The 16,703-nt window shown below is 62.7% G+C and carries 16 protein-coding genes; 9 read left to right on the plus strand and 7 right to left on the minus strand.

The window, feature by feature from the left end; genetic code table 11:
- The first annotated feature begins 81 nt into the window (after window positions 1-81).
- From GQ59_RS13945 to GQ59_RS13955, 3 genes are all read left to right on the plus strand, one after another.
- Complete coding sequence (locus tag GQ59_RS13945) at window positions 82-876, plus strand: alpha/beta hydrolase fold domain-containing protein (protein ID WP_037082132.1); 795 nt, start codon at window positions 82-84, stop codon at window positions 874-876.
- Between the two features lie 61 nt (window positions 877-937).
- Entirely contained in the window at window positions 938-2,122 is a 1,185-nt protein-coding gene (locus GQ59_RS13950) for an efflux RND transporter periplasmic adaptor subunit (RefSeq protein WP_037082133.1), read from the plus strand.
- 130 nt (window positions 2,123-2,252) lie between these two features.
- Complete coding sequence (locus GQ59_RS13955; protein WP_037082134.1) at window positions 2,253-5,438, plus strand: efflux RND transporter permease subunit; 3,186 nt, start codon at window positions 2,253-2,255, stop codon at window positions 5,436-5,438.
- 60 nt (window positions 5,439-5,498) lie between these two features.
- Here GQ59_RS13955 and GQ59_RS13960 read toward each other — a convergent pair whose 3' ends face one another.
- The gene (locus GQ59_RS13960) at window positions 5,499-6,269 is read right to left on the minus strand and encodes an SDR family NAD(P)-dependent oxidoreductase (RefSeq protein ID WP_037082444.1); all 771 of its coding nucleotides are present in this window, start codon (window positions 6,267-6,269) and stop codon (window positions 5,499-5,501) included.
- Between the two features lie 44 nt (window positions 6,270-6,313).
- Between GQ59_RS13960 and GQ59_RS13965 the strand changes: the two genes are divergently transcribed.
- Both GQ59_RS13965 and GQ59_RS13970 read left to right on the plus strand, forming a co-directional pair.
- The gene (locus GQ59_RS13965; protein WP_037082135.1) at window positions 6,314-6,520 is read left to right on the plus strand and encodes a glycine zipper domain-containing protein; all 207 of its coding nucleotides are present in this window, start codon (window positions 6,314-6,316) and stop codon (window positions 6,518-6,520) included.
- Window positions 6,521-6,623: 103 nt separating this feature from the next.
- Window positions 6,624-7,322, plus strand: coding sequence for an HAD family hydrolase (locus GQ59_RS13970; RefSeq protein ID WP_037082138.1), 699 nt, complete (start codon window positions 6,624-6,626; stop codon window positions 7,320-7,322).
- Between the two features lie 3 nt (window positions 7,323-7,325).
- On the opposite strand, the gene GQ59_RS13975 is transcribed toward GQ59_RS13970, so the two are convergent.
- Window positions 7,326-8,687 carry an APC family permease gene (locus GQ59_RS13975; RefSeq protein WP_037082140.1) on the minus strand — a complete coding sequence of 454 codons (1,362 nt, stop codon included), beginning with the start codon at window positions 8,685-8,687 and terminating at the stop codon, window positions 7,326-7,328.
- A gap of 311 nt (window positions 8,688-8,998) precedes the next feature.
- On the opposite strand from GQ59_RS13975, the gene GQ59_RS13980 reads away from it, so the two are divergent.
- Both GQ59_RS13980 and GQ59_RS13985 read left to right on the plus strand, forming a co-directional pair.
- Window positions 8,999-9,664, plus strand: coding sequence for a class I SAM-dependent methyltransferase (locus GQ59_RS13980; protein ID WP_037082445.1), 666 nt, complete (start codon window positions 8,999-9,001; stop codon window positions 9,662-9,664).
- A 15-nt stretch (window positions 9,665-9,679) separates the two neighbouring features.
- Window positions 9,680-10,306: a TetR family transcriptional regulator gene (locus tag GQ59_RS13985; RefSeq protein ID WP_037082142.1), complete on the plus strand. Its 627-nt coding sequence runs from the start codon at window positions 9,680-9,682 to the stop codon at window positions 10,304-10,306.
- On the opposite strand, the gene GQ59_RS13990 is transcribed toward GQ59_RS13985, so the two are convergent.
- From GQ59_RS13990 to GQ59_RS14010, 5 genes are all read right to left on the minus strand, one after another.
- Window positions 10,307-10,744 carry a YqaA family protein gene (locus tag GQ59_RS13990; protein ID WP_037082143.1) on the minus strand — a complete coding sequence of 146 codons (438 nt, stop codon included), beginning with the start codon at window positions 10,742-10,744 and terminating at the stop codon, window positions 10,307-10,309.
- Window positions 10,745-10,816: 72 nt separating this feature from the next.
- Window positions 10,817-13,354 carry a protein translocase subunit SecD gene (gene secD, locus GQ59_RS13995; protein WP_037082145.1) on the minus strand — a complete coding sequence of 846 codons (2,538 nt, stop codon included), beginning with the start codon at window positions 13,352-13,354 and terminating at the stop codon, window positions 10,817-10,819.
- Window positions 13,355-13,442: 88 nt separating this feature from the next.
- Window positions 13,443-13,850, minus strand: coding sequence for a hypothetical protein (locus GQ59_RS14000; RefSeq protein ID WP_037082146.1), 408 nt, complete (start codon window positions 13,848-13,850; stop codon window positions 13,443-13,445).
- 208 nt (window positions 13,851-14,058) lie between these two features.
- On the minus strand, window positions 14,059-14,568 hold the full coding sequence (locus GQ59_RS14005) for a cupin domain-containing protein (RefSeq protein ID WP_244447961.1): 510 nt from the start codon (window positions 14,566-14,568) through the stop codon (window positions 14,059-14,061).
- 305 nt (window positions 14,569-14,873) lie between these two features.
- Window positions 14,874-15,494, minus strand: a complete 621-nt coding sequence (locus tag GQ59_RS14010; RefSeq protein ID WP_037082149.1) for a YjbE family putative metal transport protein — start codon at window positions 15,492-15,494, stop codon at window positions 14,874-14,876.
- A 341-nt stretch (window positions 15,495-15,835) separates the two neighbouring features.
- Between GQ59_RS14010 and GQ59_RS14015 the strand changes: the two genes are divergently transcribed.
- Window positions 15,836-16,201, plus strand: coding sequence for a response regulator (locus GQ59_RS14015; protein WP_037082151.1), 366 nt, complete (start codon window positions 15,836-15,838; stop codon window positions 16,199-16,201).
- A gap of 87 nt (window positions 16,202-16,288) precedes the next feature.
- Window positions 16,289-16,582 (plus strand): hypothetical protein, encoded by a 294-nt coding sequence (locus GQ59_RS14020; RefSeq protein WP_037082152.1) that lies wholly within the window; start codon window positions 16,289-16,291, stop codon window positions 16,580-16,582.
- Window positions 16,583-16,703: the final 121 nt, after the last annotated feature.

Here is a 16,703-nt window from a genome sequence, read left to right on the forward strand (position 1 = left end):
TTTCACCCGAATAATAATATCAGGTTCAGGATTGACGGCAAGTACCCCGCTTCTACTAGGGGTTTGTCCGAGGATTTTTCAATGACCGCGCAGTGGGAAAACATCGCATTTGACAAGTCGGCCATGCCGGCTGTGCCGATGCGTGTCTATGAAGGAGCAGCCAAGGCTAAGGCTCCGCCGCTGGTGCTTTATCTGCGAGGCGGGGCGTTTCTCAATGAGCAGCGCGGCGAAAACGAACGGCCAGTGGCAAAAGCACTGGCCGAGTCCGGGGCCGTGGTACTCGAAGCTGACTACAGCAGCGTCTCGCAAAACATGTTTCCGCAGGCGATGGAATGCGCTTTTGCGGCGCTCCAGTGCCTGGCCGGCCGGCGCAAGCAGTTCGGCAGCGCGAAGTCCCTGCTTTTCGTGGCGGGCGACGAGGCAGGCGGCAATGTCGCGGCCGGCGTGGCGCTGAAGGCGCGTGATCTGATGCCGGGCGAACTGAGCGGCCAGATCCTCCTGTCGCCGATGATCGACCCGATGATGACGACGCAGTCCTTCCGTAAGGCGGACGAGATCGGGATGGGCGAACGCTGGGCCGAGGGCTGGAGCCATTATCTCGGCTCCCATTGCGGGTTCCAGCATCCTTATGCGGCACCCTGCCTCTGTTCGCGGCTTTCGGGTGTCGCGCCGGCTCTCATCGTGACATCGGAAGACGATCCGTTGCGCGACGAAACGCTCGGTTATGCGGCGCGTCTGAGTGAGGCCGGCGTTTCGGTCAGGCGGAAGATTTTCCCGGCCAGTTGTGGCTGGACGGGCATTTACAGAGAAGGCGACGGCGAGTGGATGACAGCACTTTGTGCCGAATTCAATAGCTTTGCCAAACAGTTAAGTTAGTAGCATGATTTATTTTGAAGGCAAATAACGGCCCCTTCCCAAGGCCGTAAGGAGACTATCAATGACCTCGAAGATCAAAAGCTGGGCCCTGTGGGGCACTGGACTGAGCACGGCTGCACTGATTGCCGGTGCCTCGGTTTATCTCGATCTGCCGCAGGGCGCAAATGCCGCGCCTGCGACGGCTGCTGCTGCCGCTCCGGCCGTCCCCGTGACGGTCGCCACCGTGGAGCCGCGCAACGTTTCCACCTGGCAGGAATTTTCCGGACGGTTGGAAGCCGTCGACCGCGTCCAGATCCGGCCGCGCATCACCGGCGCCATCCAGTCGGTGCATTTCCGCGAAGGTGGACTGGTGAAGCAGGGCGACCTGCTCGTCAGCATTGACCCGGAGCCCTACCAGGCGGCGGTCGCTCAGGCCGAAGGCCAGGTGGCTTCGGCGCAGGCGAGGGTGGAGCTTGCCAACACAGAACTCGAGCGCGGCAAGAACCTCGTCTCCAGGAACACCATCTCTCAGAGCGATCTCGCCCAGCGCCAGAGCGCCCAGAGTGAGGCGCTGGCCAATCTCCAGTCCGCCAAGGCGGCATTAAAGACGGCGCAGCTCAATCTCGACTATACCGAGATCCGGGCACCGATCGCAGGCCGGGCCGGCAAGTTGGAAATCACGGTCGGCAATCTGGTGGCGGCGGGTTCCGCCTCCGCCCCGCTGACGACGCTGGTTTCCTCCGATCCGATCTATGCGAGCTTCGATGCCGGTGAAGAACTGGTGTCCAGCACGCTCGCCGACCTTCCGCTTGTCGACGGCGTGCCGGCGATCGAACAGGTGCCGGTCGAGGTGAGCACGCTCGCCGCCAACGGCACGCCGATCCGCGGCAAGCTGCAGCTGATCGACAACGAAGTGAACGCCTCGAGCGGCACGATCCGCGTGCGCGCGGTCTTCGACAATCCGGGCGGCAAACTGATCCCGGGCCAGTTCGTGCGGGTCCGCATGGGCCAGCCGAAGGCGCAGGATCACCTGATGGTCAGCGAAAAGGCCGTCGGCACCGATCAGGACAAGAAGTTCGTCTTCGTGGTCGATGCGGCCAATACCGTTGCGTACCGGCAGGTGGAGCTGGGCACGGCGGTCGATGGCATGCGGATCGTCGAGAAGGGCCTCAATCCGGGCGACCGGATCGTCGTCAACGGTCTGCAGCGCATCCGTCCGGGCGCGGTTGTCCAGCCCCAGGAAGAGGCGAAAGTCGCCAACAAGTAACGTTTTGAGCGGCGGTTAGTCCGCCGCTTTTCAACACTCATCCAGTTCCGGTTCGTGGAGCTTGCGGCCTTGTCGGCCGCGAGCCGGGGCCGTTTCGCCTCTTGTTCAACCCCGGAGAGAGGGCTTTGACATGAATATTTCCAGGTTTTTCATCGACAGACCGGTCTTTGCGGCCGTGCTGTCGATCCTCATCGTGGTCGCAGGCCTGATCGGCATGCGGTCGCTGCCGATTTCCGAATATCCCAATGTGGTCCCGCCTTCGATCGTCGTGCGTGCCGTCTATCCTGGCGCCAACCCGACGGTCATCGCCGAAACGGTCGCGACGCCGCTCGAAGAGCAGGTGAACGGCGTCGAGGACATGCTCTACATGTCGAGCCAGGCGACGTCCGACGGCGTGCTGACCCTGACTGTGACGTTCAAGCTGGGCACCGACCCGGACAAGGCGCAGCAGCTGGTGCAGAACCGCGTCAGCCAGGCGGAACCGCGCCTGCCGGCGGAAGTGCGTGCCCTCGGTGTCACGACCGTCAAGAGCTCGCCCGACTTCATCATGGTCGTCAATCTCGTCTCCGACACCGATCGCTACGACATTACCTACCTGCGCAACTATGCGACGCTGAACGTCAAGGACCGGCTCACCCGCATCCAGGGCGTCGGACAGGTTCAGGTCTTCGGCGCCGGCGACTATTCCATGCGGGTCTGGATCGATCCGCAGAAGGCGGCCGAACACTCGCTCGCCGCAAGCGACATCTCGAATGCGATCCGTGGCCAGAACGTCCAGGCGGCCGCCGGTATTATCGGCGCATCGCCCAGCCGGCCGGGTGTCGACCTGCAGCTCAACGTGAATGCCCAGGGGCGCCTGCGCACCCCGGAGGAGTTCGGCAACATCATCGTCAAGAGCGGCGAAAACGGCGAGATCACGCGGTTGCGCGACGTCGCCCGTATCGAGCTCGGCGCGGCGGACTATACCCTGCGCTCGCTGCTTGATGGCCAACCGGCCGTTGCCGTTGCCGTCCTTCAAGCACCCGGTTCCAACGCGATCGAAATCGCCGATAACGTCCGTGCAACGATGGACGAACTTCAGAAAGTGATGCCGCAAGGTGTCAAATACGAGATCGTCTACGATACGACCAAGTTCGTGCGCGCCTCGATCGAGAAGGTCATCGAGACCCTGCTCGAAGCGATCGCGCTCGTCGTGCTCGTGGTCATCCTGTTCCTGCAGACCTGGCGGGCGTCTATCATTCCGCTGATTGCCGTTCCCGTCTCGATCATCGGCACGTTTGCGGTCATGTACGCCTTCGGCTTCTCGATCAACGCGCTGACGCTTTTCGGGTTGGTGCTGGCGATCGGCATCGTCGTCGACGACGCGATCGTCGTGGTGGAAAACGTCGAGCGCAATATCGAGAATGGCCTCAGTCCGCGTGATGCGACCTACAAGGCCATGAAGGAAGTCTCCGGCCCGATCATTGCGATCGCGCTGGTGCTGGTGGCCGTCTTCGTGCCGCTTGCCTTCATCAGCGGCCTGTCCGGCCAGTTCTACCGGCAGTTTGCGCTGACGATCGCCATTTCGACCGTCATCTCGGCGATCAACTCGCTCACCCTGTCGCCGGCGCTGGCAGCCCTTCTGCTGAAGGACCATCACGCCAAGAAGGACTGGCTGACGCGGTTCATGGATGCGATCCTGGGCTGGTTCTTCCGCGGCTTCAACCGTGCCTTCGGGGCCGCCTCGAACGGCTACGGACGCACGGTCGGCGGGCTGCTTTCCCGCAAGAGCCTGGTGATGATCATCTACTTCGCGCTTGTGGCGATGACCTACAGCATGTTCAACGCGGTGCCGGGCGGTTTCGTGCCGGCGCAGGACAAGCAGTACCTGATCGGTTTCGCTCAGCTTCCGGACGGCGCAACCCTCGACCGCACGGAAGAGGTGATCAAGCGGATGAGCGACATCGCCCTGGAACAGCCCGGTGTCGAGCACGCCATCGCGTTCCCGGGCCTGTCGATCAACGGCTTCACGATCGGCTCGAACGCCGGCATCGTCTTCGCGGTGCTCGACGATTTCGACAAGCGCGAGACGCCGGAGCTTTCGGGCGGGGCCATCGCCATGGCGCTGAACCAGAAATATGCCGGCATCCAGGACGCGTTTATCGCCATGTTCCCGCCGCCGCCGGTCAACGGCCTCGGAACGACGGGCGGGTTCAAGCTGCAGATCGAGGATCGTGCCGGCCTGGGCAACCAGGCACTGGACGAGGCGGCCAAGGCAGTCATCGCCAAGGCCTACCAGACGCCGGAACTCGCGGGCATCTTCTCGAGCTTCCAGATCAACGTGCCGCAGCTCTACGCCGATCTCGACCGCGCCAAGGCCGAACAGCTCGGAGTGTCGGTGACCGACGTCTTCGAAACGCTGCAGGTCTATCTGGGCTCGCTCTATGTCAACGACTTCAACGCCTTTGGCCGCACCTACAGCGTCCGGGTCCAGGCGGATGCGCAGTTCCGCGCCAAGCCGGAGGATATCGGCCAGTTGAAGGTCCGTTCGCAATCCGGCCAGATGATCCCGCTTTCGGCCCTCCTGAAGGTGGACGCGCAGACCGGTCCGGAACGCACGACGCGCTACAACGGCTTCCTCTCCGCCGATGTCAACGGCGGTCCGGCACCGGGCTTCTCGTCAGGCCAGGCCCAGGCCGCGATCGAAAAGATCATGGCGGAGACGTTGCCTTCGGGGGTCGACTACGAATGGACGGACCTGACCTACCAGCAGATCCTCGCCGGCAATTCCAGCATCGTGGTCTTTCCGCTGGCGCTGCTGCTCGTCTATCTCGTGCTCGCCGCCCAGTATGAAAGCCTGACGCTGCCGATCGCGATCATCATGATCGTGCCGATGGGTGTGCTTGCCGCCTTGACCGGCGTCTGGCTCACCGGTGGAGACAACAACATCTTCACCCAGATCGGGCTCGTGGTCCTTGTGGGTCTCTCGGCGAAGAACGCGATCCTGATCGTGGAATTCGCCCGGGAACTGGAGTTCCAGGGTAGGACGCCGTTCGAGGCGGCGGTCGAGGCAAGCCGGCTGCGCCTGCGTCCGATCCTGATGACGTCGATGGCCTTCATCATGGGTGTCGTGCCGCTGGTCGTGTCGACCGGTGCGGGTGCGGAAATGCGCTCCGCCATGGGTGTCGCGGTGTTCTCCGGCATGATCGGAGTGACGTTCTTCGGCATCTTCATGACGCCGGTCTTCTACATGCTGGCACGTTTGCTCACCGGCAGCCGCCCTCTGCGGCAGCACGGTACGGAGGAGGCGGCTCCCGCTCTCTCTCCAGCGGAGTAAGGTCTACCTCCGGCGCCGCGCGGGTTCTTTCCACCGGGAACCCGCGCGGTATTTTTGTGTCTAAAGTGCACCGCCGTCGACAATGATTGTCTGGGCCGTCATGGCGGCGGAGGCATTCGAGGCAAGGAACAGGCTGGGGCCAACCAGGTCCTCAGCCACCAGCACCCGCTTCAGCGACTGGCGCGCGACCATCGCCGTGATGCTGTCGTCACTCAGCCAGAGTTTCTTCTGCCGTTCCGTGACGATCATGCCCGGCAGAATGGCGTTGACGCGGATGTTTTCCGGCCCGAGCTTTCCAGCGAGGCTCTTGGTCAGGCCGATGATCCCGGCCTTGGCTGTCGCATAGGCGGGCAGCCCGCCCATGTTGAGCAGATAGGCAATCGAAGAGAAATTGACGATCGCGCCGCCGCCGGCCTTGCGCAGGTGCGGGACCGCCGCCTGCGAGACGAAGAACATCTGCTTGATGTTGATCGCCTGGGCGTTGTCCCAATATTCCTCGGTGACCGTCTCGAATTCGTGGCGGTCGTCCCAGCCGGCATTGTTGACCAGCACCGACAGCGACCCGAGTTCCTGCGCGGCCCTGTCGACGGCGGCTTTCGTCTCCGCGACGTTGCGCAGATCGGCTTTCAGGTAGAGTACCGGATGCCGAGCGGTTTCGGAGAGGCGTTCCGCCAGTTCGCGGCTGGGCTCGTCGGCAATGTCGATGAATGCGACCCTGGCACCCTGTACCGCAAAACCTTCCACCAGGGCGGCGCCGATGCCGGACCCGCCACCGGTGATCAGCACGCCGCGATCCGCCAGGTCCGCATGCCGTACAGAAATATCGGCCAAAACATCCTCCTTGTCCGGCTTGGTCGCCAAGTTCTATCGCTTCGATGCGGGAAGACAAGGATGCGCGACAAACTCTCGCCATCTCGGCGCGCAATGGTCCCGCGATGACCATTGCGACAGGAGTAGCCGTCGGCGTCGGGCTGGGCACCGTGCTCGGGACAGCCGTTTTTGATAATATCGGCATCGGTGTTGCCGTGGGCATCGCGATCGGCGTTGCCCTGTCCCAGTTCCTGCGTTCACGATCGAAATAGCCACGGCGGGCTCCGTTCACCGGCGGAGAATTGCCTTCCTGCCTCAGAGCCATTACTCGGAAAGGCAACGTTTCCGGCCATATCCCTTCTGAGTCGGAGCCTGATGACAAAGGAACTCTCCGTGGCCCTTTCCAATGCCGACCTCTCGCTTCCCGAAAAGACCTATGCCGCCTTCCTCTTCGATATGGACGGCACGATCCTGAATTCGATCGCATCCGCCGAACGCGTCTGGGGACGCTGGGCGGCCAAGATGGGTTTCGACGTGGAAGCATTCCTGCCGACCATGCATGGCAAGCGCGGGATCGACACGATCAGCGCACTGAACCTGCCGGGCGTCGATCCGGCCGCCGAAGCCGAGGGTATCCTGCGCGGCGAGATCGAGGATGTCGAAGGGGTCGTGCCTATCCCCGGCGCAGTGGAATTCCTCTCCGCGCTGCCGCCTGAACGCTGGGCGATCGTCACGTCGTCGCCGATCGAACTCGCCAAGGTCCGGCTTGCCGCGGCCGGCATTCCGCAGCCGCGCTACATGGTGACCGCTGAAGACGTCACCGTCGGCAAGCCCGATCCGCAAGGTTATATCCTCGGCGCGGAACGGCTCGGCGTCAGCCCCTCGGACGTGCTGGTATTCGAGGACGTGCCTGCCGGCATCCAGGCGGGTGAGGCGGCAGGGGCCGACGTCATGGTCATCACCGCCACCCATTCCCATCCGATAGAAACCGGGCATTCGAAAATACCCGGTTATCTTGATGTGGTGCCGCATATCGGCGAGGACGGACGGCTTTCGATTCGCCGCAGGGACTGAGCCTCAGGCAGACTGGGTCGACGCCCGCATGATGCTGATGGTTGCGAGCCAAAGCACGACGCCGAGGCCGAGCAGGGAGGCGGCGATCAGATACTGAACCGGATCGCGGCCCGTCCAGGGACCGGCGAGGAAGGCACAGGAGATCGCACCGAGTACCGGCAGGATGGTCGGGGTGCGGAAATGCTTGTGCTCGACCGTGTCCTTGCGCAGCACCAGCACCGCGACGTTGACGATCGCAAAGACGCAGAGCAGCAGCAGCGCCGTGGTGCCGCCCAGCGCCGGAACGCCGCCGGCAAACAGGATCAGCGCGACCGCCAGCAGCGACGTGAAACCGATCGCGATATAGGGCGTGCGACGGCCCGGATGGACCTTGCCGAGCACCGGCGGCAGAACTCCTTCGCGGCTCATGCCGTAGATCAGGCGGCTCGCCATCATCATGTTGATGAGCGCGGAATTGGCCACCGCGAACATGGTGATGACCGCGAAGATGCCGATCGGAAAGCCCGGTGCGCCGGCCTGCACGACCTTCAGCAGCGGGGTTTCTCCCTCACCAAGTTCATTGGCCGGTACCAGCGTGATCGCCGAGATCGCCACCAGGACATAGATCAGGCCCGTTACCGCCAGGCCGGTCAGCAGCACCTTGGGGAACATCCGGCTCGGCTCCTTGCATTCCTCGGCCATGTTGACCGAGTCCTCGAAGCCGACCATGGCGAAAAAGGCGAGGGTGGTGGCCGCAATGACCGGCCAGAAGACACCACCGTTGTTGGGTGCCGCAAACGTCCAGGCGCGGGAAACGTCGCCCTGGCCACCGGCGATCGCCCAGAAGCCGATGCCGATGATAATCAGCAGGCCGGTCAGTTCGACCACGGTCAGCAGCACGTTCATTTTGACGCTTTCCCCGACGCCCCGAAAATTGATGGCGGCAACCAGAGCGATGAAACCGACCGCGATCAGCGGTACGCCCCAGGCGCCGAGATCGAGGCTGAGCGAGGTCGCGAAGTTGGAGGCGAAGGCGCGCGATGCGGTCGCCGCCGAGGTAATGCCCGACGACATCACCGCAAAGGCGACGAGAAACGTGACGAAGTGGATACCGAAGGCCTTGTGGGTATAAAGGGCGGCACCGGCAGCGCGCGGATATTTGGTGACCAGTTCGAGATAGCTGAAGGCGGTGAGGAGGGCGACGACGAAGGCGATCAGAAAGGGCAGCCAGACCACCCCTCCGACCTGCTTGGCCACCTGGCCGGTCAGGGCATAGACGCCCGTCCCGAGAATATCCCCGACGATGAACAGCAGCAGCAATCCGGGCCCCATGACCCGGTGGAGTTCAGTCTTCTGTTCGCCCAATTCGGTGACCGGCTTTTTCATAAACTCCTCCTGATGTTATCGATTTTCTCCGGGAAATCGTTTAATGGGAACAAGCGTCGGTTGTTCCCCAAAAATAGGGAGGTTTCAAATCGTTCCGTCCCAACCGAGGGCGTAACGGAAAATTCTCGCTAAAATCTTGCACTCGGTGCAAATATCTCTTAGATATAACGGCGTAGGCGCTGCACTGCATAATTCTGCGGCCGATACGCGTATTTTCTCGAGCGGAGGTTCCAATGCCTTGGAATTGCCATGCGGGCTGTGAAGGTCGGCGGAATACTCGATTGCATTTTCAAACCGGTGAGTCTCTGACCATGACAGCAGATGCCGCATTCTCCGATTTCTTGCATTTCTTCCGTTCGTGGATCAGCAATCCGTTGCGGGTTGCGGCGGTGGCGCCTTCGGGGGATTCGCTCGCGCGCCTGATGACCCAAGAGATCGCTCCCCTCGACGGTCCGGTCATCGAACTCGGTCCGGGCACCGGCGTGTTCACCCGTGCGCTTTTGGCGCGCGGCGTTGCCCAATCCGATCTTACCCTGATCGAATACGGTCCGGAATTCGTACCCGGCCTGCAGCGGCGGTTTCCGGAAGCGCGGGTTCTGCAGATGGACGCGGCAAAGCTCGCCCATGAAGATATTTTCGAAGGCGAACCGGTCGGCGCGGTCATCAGCGGCCTGCCGCTGCTCTCCATGTCCCCGCGCAAGATCACCGCGATCCTCGGCGGAGCGTTTACCTATATCCGTCCGGGCGGCTCCTTCTATCAGTTCACCTACGGCCCGCGCTGCCCCGTGCCGCGGCCGATCCTCGACCGGCTGGGTCTGAAGGCCATCCATATCGGCCACACCGTGCGCAACCTGCCGCCGGCTGCCGTCTACCGGATTTCCCGCCGCAAGCCGCTCGACCTGACGCGGGATCGTTCCAGATATCGTGCCGAGGCAGAGGCCGGTGCGGTCCACAATGCCGACGAAACGGGCGGCTGAACAAAATCGGATGCAATGACCTGGACGACTGACGGCGCCAAGGAAGGCCGGCGGGAAATCAAGCGCCGGCAGACCCGCGAACGCATCGAGGAAGCGGCGATGAGCCTGTTCCTCGAGCGCGGCTTCGACGCCACGACGATCGAGGACATTGCCGAACGCGCCGAGGTTTCGAAACGCAGTTTCTTCGACTATTTCCCGTCCAAGGAAGAGGTCGTGTTCGCCTGGCAGGACGGCTTTGCCGACCATCTGATGGCGGCGATCGCATCCAGGCCGGCGGACGAGCCGGCGGTCAAGGCCGTGCAACACGGCCTCGTCGGCGCCATCGTCTCGGCAGCCGACGAAAGAGCGATGGCGCTCGGAGAACTGATCCGTCGCACGCCGACGCTGAAGGCCCGCGACCAGCTCAAATATGCCAAACTCGAGCTGAAACTCACGGAAGCGCTGAAGGCAAGAAGCAGAAGCGACGAGGAGCGGCTGCGCGTGCGCCTGCTCGCGGCTGTCGTGATAGGCGCCTTGCGGGCCGGCGGAGAACTCTGGAACGAACAGCCGCCAGGCACCTCGCTCGAAACCTTCGCGCATCAGTTCTTCGGCGATTTCTGGAAGACGCTTGCTGATTTCGGCAACGAAGGGCAGGGGCGCTGATCAGATCACGCTGAGTGTCGCCGCAGCGAGCACCACGTAGCGCAGCGCCTTGCCGATGAACACCAGGATCAGGAAGGTCGGCAACGGTTCCTTGAGCACTCCGGCCGCGACCGTGATGGCGTCACCGCCGATCGGCAGCCAGCTTAGCAACAGCGACCATTTTCCGTATTTTCGATACCAGGCCTGTGCCTTTTCCAGCTTGTCCTCGCTGACCGGAAACCAGCGGCTGTCGCGAAACCGCTCGACACCGCGCCCGAGCAGCCAGTTGACCGCAGCGCCCGCCGTGTTGCCGACCGAAGCAACCATCAGCAGGGCGATGAGCGAATACCGGTCGACCAGGATAAGCCCGACCAGGATCGCTTCCGACTGCATCGGAAAGATCGTGGCGGCGATGAAGGCGGCGGAGAACAGCCCTGCATAGGCAGCGAAATCGAACATGATGAAGCTATAGCCGAGCCAAATGAAAAAGGGCGGATGAAAATCCGCCCTTTCTGTTTCATGTCAGCAGGCTCAGGCCTGGCTTGAACGCTCGCCGTCGCCGACGGCCTTTTCGCCGGCTGCTTCGGCCTGCGCCTTGTGGCGGGTGCGCCAGTCGCCAAGGAAGAGCAGGATCGGCGCCGCGATGAAGACCGACGAAAGTGCTGCGACTGCGATACCGAAGACCATCGGCACCGCGAAGCTTTCCACAGCACTGCCACCCCAGATCGCCATCGGCAGCAGGGCCAGGAAGGCGGTTGCCGAGGTATAGAGGCTTCGGGCAAGCGTTTCGTTGATCGACAGGTCGATCACGTCGCGCAACGACATCTTCTTGTAGAGCCGCATGTTTTCACGCATGCGGTCGTAGACCACGACCTTGTCGTTGACGGAATAACCGACCAGCGTCAGCAACGCCGCGATAGCCGTCAGGTTGAAGTCGAGACCGGTCAGCGCGAAGAAGCCGATCGTCTTCGTCACGTCGAGGACGAGCGTCGCGATCGCGCCGACGGCGAATGGCCACTCGAACCGCGCCCAGATGTAGATCATCATGGCGAGGGAGGCGAGACCGACCGACAGGAAGCCGGCGGTGGCGAGCTCGCCGCTGACCTTCGGGCCGACGACTTCGGTGCGTTCCACCTTGGCGGTCTGGTCGATCTTGGTGATCTCCGCCTTCAGCTTCTCGACGGCTTCCGTCTGGGCCTGCTCGCCGCCGGGCTGGCGCTCGACGCGGACAAGCACGCGGTTGTTGCCGCCGAATTCCTGGAGCGCCACTTCGCCCAGGCCGAGCTCTCCGAGGCCGGAGCGGAAGGCTGCAAGGTCGGTCGGTTGCGTGGTGGTGACTTCCATCTGGATGCCGCCGCGGAAGTCGACGCCGTAATTGAGGCCCGGCGTGAAGAACAGCACGACAGAGGCGATCGACAGGATGACCGAGACGCCGATGCCGAGGAAGCGGCCCTTCATGAAGTGGATATGGGTGCCGTCCGGAACGAGCTTGATCGGCAGCAGCGGCCTGATGTCGATCTTCTTCAGCTTCCTGCGGGCGGTGATGAAGACCATTGCGACGCGAACGACGGAGACGGCCGTGAACATCGAGATCATGATGCCGAGGCCCATGGTGACGGCGAAACCGCGCACCGGACCGGAGCCGAACCAGAAGAGCAGGACCGTGGCGATCAAGCTGGTGACGTTACTGTCGACGATGGTCGAATAGGCGCGCTTGAAGCCCGCGTCGATCGCCGCAAAGGCGCTGCGGCCCTTGCGGGTCTCTTCCTTGATGCGCTCGTTGATGAGGACGTTGGCGTCCACCGCAAGGCCGATGCCGAGCACGACGCCGGCGATGCCGGGCAAGGTCAGCGTCGAGCCGATCAGCGTCAGGCCGGCGAAGGTCAGGATGACGTTGATGAACAGCGCGACGTTCGCGAGGATGCCCCAGGTGCCGTAGAGAAACAGCATGAAGGCGACGACCAGGCCGAAACCGATAATGCCGGTGAAAATGCCCATTTCGATGGCATCGGCGCCGAGGTCGGCGCCGACGGTGCGTTCCTCGATGACGGTCAGCTTGGCGGGCAGGGCACCGGCGCGCAGCAGCGCAGACAGCGTGTTGGCTTCCGAAACCGAGAAGCCGCCGGAGATCTGGCCCGAACCACCGGTGATCGGCGTGCGGATAACCGGAGCGCTGAGAACCTTGTTGTCGAGCACGATCGCGAAGGGACGGCCGACATTCTGCTGGGTGATCTGCGCAAAACGGTTGGCGCCGGCGCTGTCGAAGCGGAAGTTGACGACGGGTTCGTTGGTCTGCTGGTCGAAGGCGGCGCGGGCGTCCGTCAGACGATCGCCGGAAAGCTCGACGCGGTCGAGGACCGGATACTGGTTGCCGCGCTCGTCGGCGAGCATGGTGACGCCGGCCTCGCCCTGCTGGCCGAGCAGATGGAAACTCATCTTGGCGGTCGAGCCGAGGAGCTGGCGAAGACGGGACGGATCCTGCTCGCCCGGAAGCTGCACGAGGACGCGGTCCGAACCGACCCGCTGGATGGTCGGCTCGGCGACGCCGACCTGGTCGACGCGCTGGCGGATGATTTCAAGGCTCTGCTCGACAGCCGCGGTGATGTGCGAGTTGATGCCGGCTTCCGTCTGGGCGATCGAGATCGTGTTGTCGGTCGGCGTGGTGATCGCAAGATCGCTGCCACCGACGCTCGTGCCGAGGCCGATCGGGTTGGCGAGCGTCTGGAGTTCCGTCACGGCAGCATCGCGCTGGGCCGCATCGCGCACCGCAACGGTGATCGTATCGCCGGACCGGCGGATCGCCGAAGTGTTGATGTTCTTGTCGCGCAGCACGCGGCGGGCGTCCTGCAGCAGGCTCTGGACACGTTCGTTGATCAGGTCGGGACGGTCCACTTCAAGCACGAGATGCGAGCCGCCGCGCAGGTCGAGGCCGAGTGCCACGCGGCTATGCGGAAGCCACGACGGCATGCGGTCGAGCGCCGACTGTGGAATCACGTTCGGTAGCGCGACCAGAATACCGAGAATGATGATGACGGCATAACTCGCCACCAACCATGGGGAATTTCTCATATGTTTAATCCTGCTGAGCCCGAGCCACGCTCTGTCGAGCGGTTAGGGCAGAATGCTGATGTCGTTCAAACGCTTGGCGCGCGATATCTCAGGCACCGGCCGGCGGCGCGCGCGGCAGCGAACCATGCCAGAACGGGGAGGCTGCCGGATGGGAAGACGGCTTCGAGGCGAAGGCCGGGACGAAAATCGGGAAACTGAGCTCGATGGCGCGTGCTTCCAGCGCACCGCCGCCTGTGTGCCAATGGGCGCCCGTTCCGTCCTTGCGGTCCATGGCGGCCAGTGCGCGCAAGGGTTCGCGCTTGGTCAGGTGTGGAGTGTCGCTGGTCCTGTCGGCCGAAAGAATGCCGCGGGGGAATTGGACGTCCTTGACGACACTCGACAGCAGGCCGAACAAGGCGGCGATCAGCAGGGCGGCGGCAAAGACCGGCCAGCGCGACAGGTGGCTTTCCTGTTCACGTCCGTTTCTCGTCCGCTTGTCCTGCGGAAACAGCGCCATCCGCATCAGCTCCGGAGCGTTAAAAATCCCGAAGTCTTTGCTTCGGAACGGAATGCCGCCTTCTAAAGGAGAGGTTCGAGGCGGTCAATCTCCAGTAGGCCGGGAGCGTAAAGGCAGATTGCGGCGGCATTTGCGCCGGTCACGGCATTGGGGGCCGAAATCGGCGCTTTTGCCGATCTGCCTGCATGAGACCATGAAGACGCCGACTCTATTTGTGGATCGGGTCCTTCCACAGGACTTCTTCCGGCTTCTCGACGGGTTCGATGTCGAGATTGACGACGACCGGGTCCTGGCCGGAGCGACAAAGCACGCATTCCAGCGTTTCGTCCGGACTGGCATTGATCTCCTGGTGCGGCACATAGGGCGGCACGTAGATGAAATCGCCGGGGCCGGCCTCCGCGACGAATTCCAGATTGTCGCCCCAGCGCATCCGCGCTTTTCCCTTCAGCACGTAGATGATGCTTTCGAGATCGCCGTGGTGATGCGCGCCGGTCTTGGCGTTGGCATGGATCGTCACCGTGCCGGCCCAGATCTTCTCGGCGCCCGCGCGCGCGTTGTTGATCGCGGTCGCGCGGTTCATGCCGGGGGTTTGGGCGGTGTTGGGATCGAGCGAATTGCCGGGAATGACTTTCACGCCGTGCTCGCGCCAATCGACGTTGGAATGACCGTCATGGTCATCGTCATGAGTGTGGTGATGATCGTCGTGGCTATGGCTCAAGATCGTTCTCATTGACTAGGACGGGGCTCACCAACTCTTGCGAGTAGGGGGTCCGCGAGCCCCTGACCGGCGTCATGCCGGCTGAAGGCCACGTAGCTTTGCTCGAGGAACATGATCAATGGGAACATCCCAAATGTCAAAGACTTGGTGAGGAAAGGATAACTTTCCTGTTTCAAATCAACGCACTGTCACGCGCCGACGGCCTCTTTGGCCTCTCCCGCGCGAGCCGCGGATCGAGCCGCCGCTTGCCGGTTGCATTGCGGATCGCGCCGCGAACACCGCCAGGGTTCGTGCGTGAAGGAGCCTCAAACGCCCTGGATGAGCGGCAGGACTTCAATCGAGCCCTGGTAGACCATGTCGAGGGCCACATAGACGATGACGGCCAGGCCGACATAGGCGATCCAGCGGAAGCGGGACAGGAGCTTGGCGACGAAGTTGGCCGCGACGCCCATCAGTGCGATCGAGATGATCAGGCCGAGAATCAGTACTATGGAATGTTCCTTGGCGGCACCGGCGACGGCGAGCACATTGTCGAGCGACATGGAGACGTCGGCGATGACGATCTGGGTGGCGGCCTGGAAAAAGGTCTTGTTGGCGGCCCTTTCCTTCGCTTCTGCGGCGGCATGTGCGTCGTCGCTATGGCCTTCGCGCAGTTCGCTCCACATCTTCCAGCAGACCCAGCCGAGCAGCAGGCCGCCCGCAAGCTGGAGCCCCTTGATCGCCAGAAGATAGGTGGCGACGACCGCAAACGCGAGGCGCAGCACGGTGGCGGCGGAAATGCCGAAGATGATCGCTTTTTTGCGGAGTGCGGCTGGAAGACCGGCGGCAGCAAGGCCGATGACAATGGCATTGTCGCCGGAAAGAACGAGGTTGATGGCAATGACCTCGAGAAGCGCCGCAAAGCCGCCTGCGGTGAAGAGTTCCATCATGAAGCGTGAACCTGAAACGGGGGGAGATTGAGGGTATGAGGGTATGCTGATCTTCTAGTCATCTTTTTATGCGGTCTGGTACAGGATATTTCCAGGCGCTTGGCAAGCGCATTTTGCGTTTTGTCAAACGGCATCGTCCGCTATCGAAGCGGATTTCGCCCGGGGAGAAGGCACAGGATCCGAGCAGCAGCTTTTCACTGGCTCTACCTCCACTTGCCGCGACTCACCTGCCTCCTATATGGCCTCACGGCGGAGCGGGTCCCCAACCTGCCACGGCGCGAAGATCTTTCGCCTGGGAAGCTGTGGGGGCAAGCGTCCAAAGGATGAAGGAGACGTTGATGGCGCAGAAGGCCGTTGTGCTTGTCGTCGAGGATGAACCGCTGATCCGCTTTACCACGCTCGATGCGCTGGAAGAGGTCGGACATCACGTATTGGAAGCCGGCAATGCCGACGAGGCGATGGTGCTGTTCCGCAACCGTGAGGATATCGACATTGTCTTCACCGACGTCAACATGGCCGGCTCCATGGACGGCATCCAGCTTGCTCAGCGTATCCGGGCCATCCGCCCGAGCATCGGCATCATCATCACGTCGGGCGTTGTCAGCCTCGATCCGATGCTTCTACCGGCCAACACGGTGTTCCTGCCGAAACCCTATCAGCACGACCTGCTGCTGTCCTCGATCCACGAGATGTTGCCGGGCTGACTGAACGTGCCGGGCCGAAGACGGCCCGCCGGAACCAAGTGCCATGGCTCCCGGTTATCTCCTCCGATCAACCGGAGGAATTTTCAGATGCTGAAGAGGCTCATCGCGTTTTCCGCGCTCTCGCTGTCGCTTGCCGCACCGGTCCTGGCCCAGACATCCGGCCCTCCCGCCTTGCCCCGCACGGCAACCACCACACCCGATGCCAATTCCGGCGCCTCGACGGTCACGACGCTTCCCGGCGTTACCGATCCAACGACGACCAACAGCACAACCGGTACCGTCGATCAGGAAGATCACTGCCAGCCGCCGGGGACGCCGAGCAATACCAATCCAAGCGCTCAAACCCCGACATTGCCGCGGCCTGAACAGGCGTGCAACTGATCGAGAGCAAAAGCGCCTTTACTCTTCGTCAATCTCTATTAAGTTGGTAGACATTGAAGCGGCCACGGAAGCGGATCCAAAACCGCCTCCTGCGGCACCCAAGACAGCCTTTCGCCCAACG

It is taken from the genome of Neorhizobium vignae (assembly GCF_000732195.1).
GTDB classification, from domain to species: domain Bacteria; phylum Pseudomonadota; class Alphaproteobacteria; order Rhizobiales; family Rhizobiaceae; genus Neorhizobium; species Neorhizobium vignae.

Excerpts from the sequence above, each read along its gene's own strand:
- GQ59_RS13945 (WP_037082132.1), top strand. The coding sequence starts at position 82 with ATGACCGCGCAGTGGGAAAACATCGCATTTGACAAGTCGGCCATGCCG.
- GQ59_RS13950 (WP_037082133.1), top strand. The coding sequence starts at position 938 with ATGACCTCGAAGATCAAAAGCTGGGCCCTGTGGGGCACTGGACTGAGC.
- GQ59_RS13955 (WP_037082134.1), top strand. The coding sequence starts at position 2,253 with ATGAATATTTCCAGGTTTTTCATCGACAGACCGGTCTTTGCGGCCGTG.
- GQ59_RS13965 (WP_037082135.1), top strand. The coding sequence starts at position 6,314 with ATGCGGGAAGACAAGGATGCGCGACAAACTCTCGCCATCTCGGCGCGC.
- GQ59_RS13970 (WP_037082138.1), top strand. The coding sequence starts at position 6,624 with ATGACAAAGGAACTCTCCGTGGCCCTTTCCAATGCCGACCTCTCGCTT.
- GQ59_RS13975 (WP_037082140.1), bottom strand. The coding sequence starts at position 8,687 with ATGAAAAAGCCGGTCACCGAATTGGGCGAACAGAAGACTGAACTCCAC.
- GQ59_RS13980 (WP_037082445.1), top strand. The coding sequence starts at position 8,999 with ATGACAGCAGATGCCGCATTCTCCGATTTCTTGCATTTCTTCCGTTCG.
- GQ59_RS13985 (WP_037082142.1), top strand. The coding sequence starts at position 9,680 with ATGACCTGGACGACTGACGGCGCCAAGGAAGGCCGGCGGGAAATCAAG.
- GQ59_RS13990 (WP_037082143.1), bottom strand. The coding sequence starts at position 10,744 with ATGTTCGATTTCGCTGCCTATGCAGGGCTGTTCTCCGCCGCCTTCATC.
- secD (WP_037082145.1), bottom strand. The coding sequence starts at position 13,354 with ATGAGAAATTCCCCATGGTTGGTGGCGAGTTATGCCGTCATCATCATT.
- GQ59_RS14000 (WP_037082146.1), bottom strand. The coding sequence starts at position 13,850 with ATGGCGCTGTTTCCGCAGGACAAGCGGACGAGAAACGGACGTGAACAG.
- GQ59_RS14010 (WP_037082149.1), bottom strand. The coding sequence starts at position 15,494 with ATGGAACTCTTCACCGCAGGCGGCTTTGCGGCGCTTCTCGAGGTCATT.
- GQ59_RS14015 (WP_037082151.1), top strand. The coding sequence starts at position 15,836 with ATGGCGCAGAAGGCCGTTGTGCTTGTCGTCGAGGATGAACCGCTGATC.
- GQ59_RS14020 (WP_037082152.1), top strand. The coding sequence starts at position 16,289 with ATGCTGAAGAGGCTCATCGCGTTTTCCGCGCTCTCGCTGTCGCTTGCC.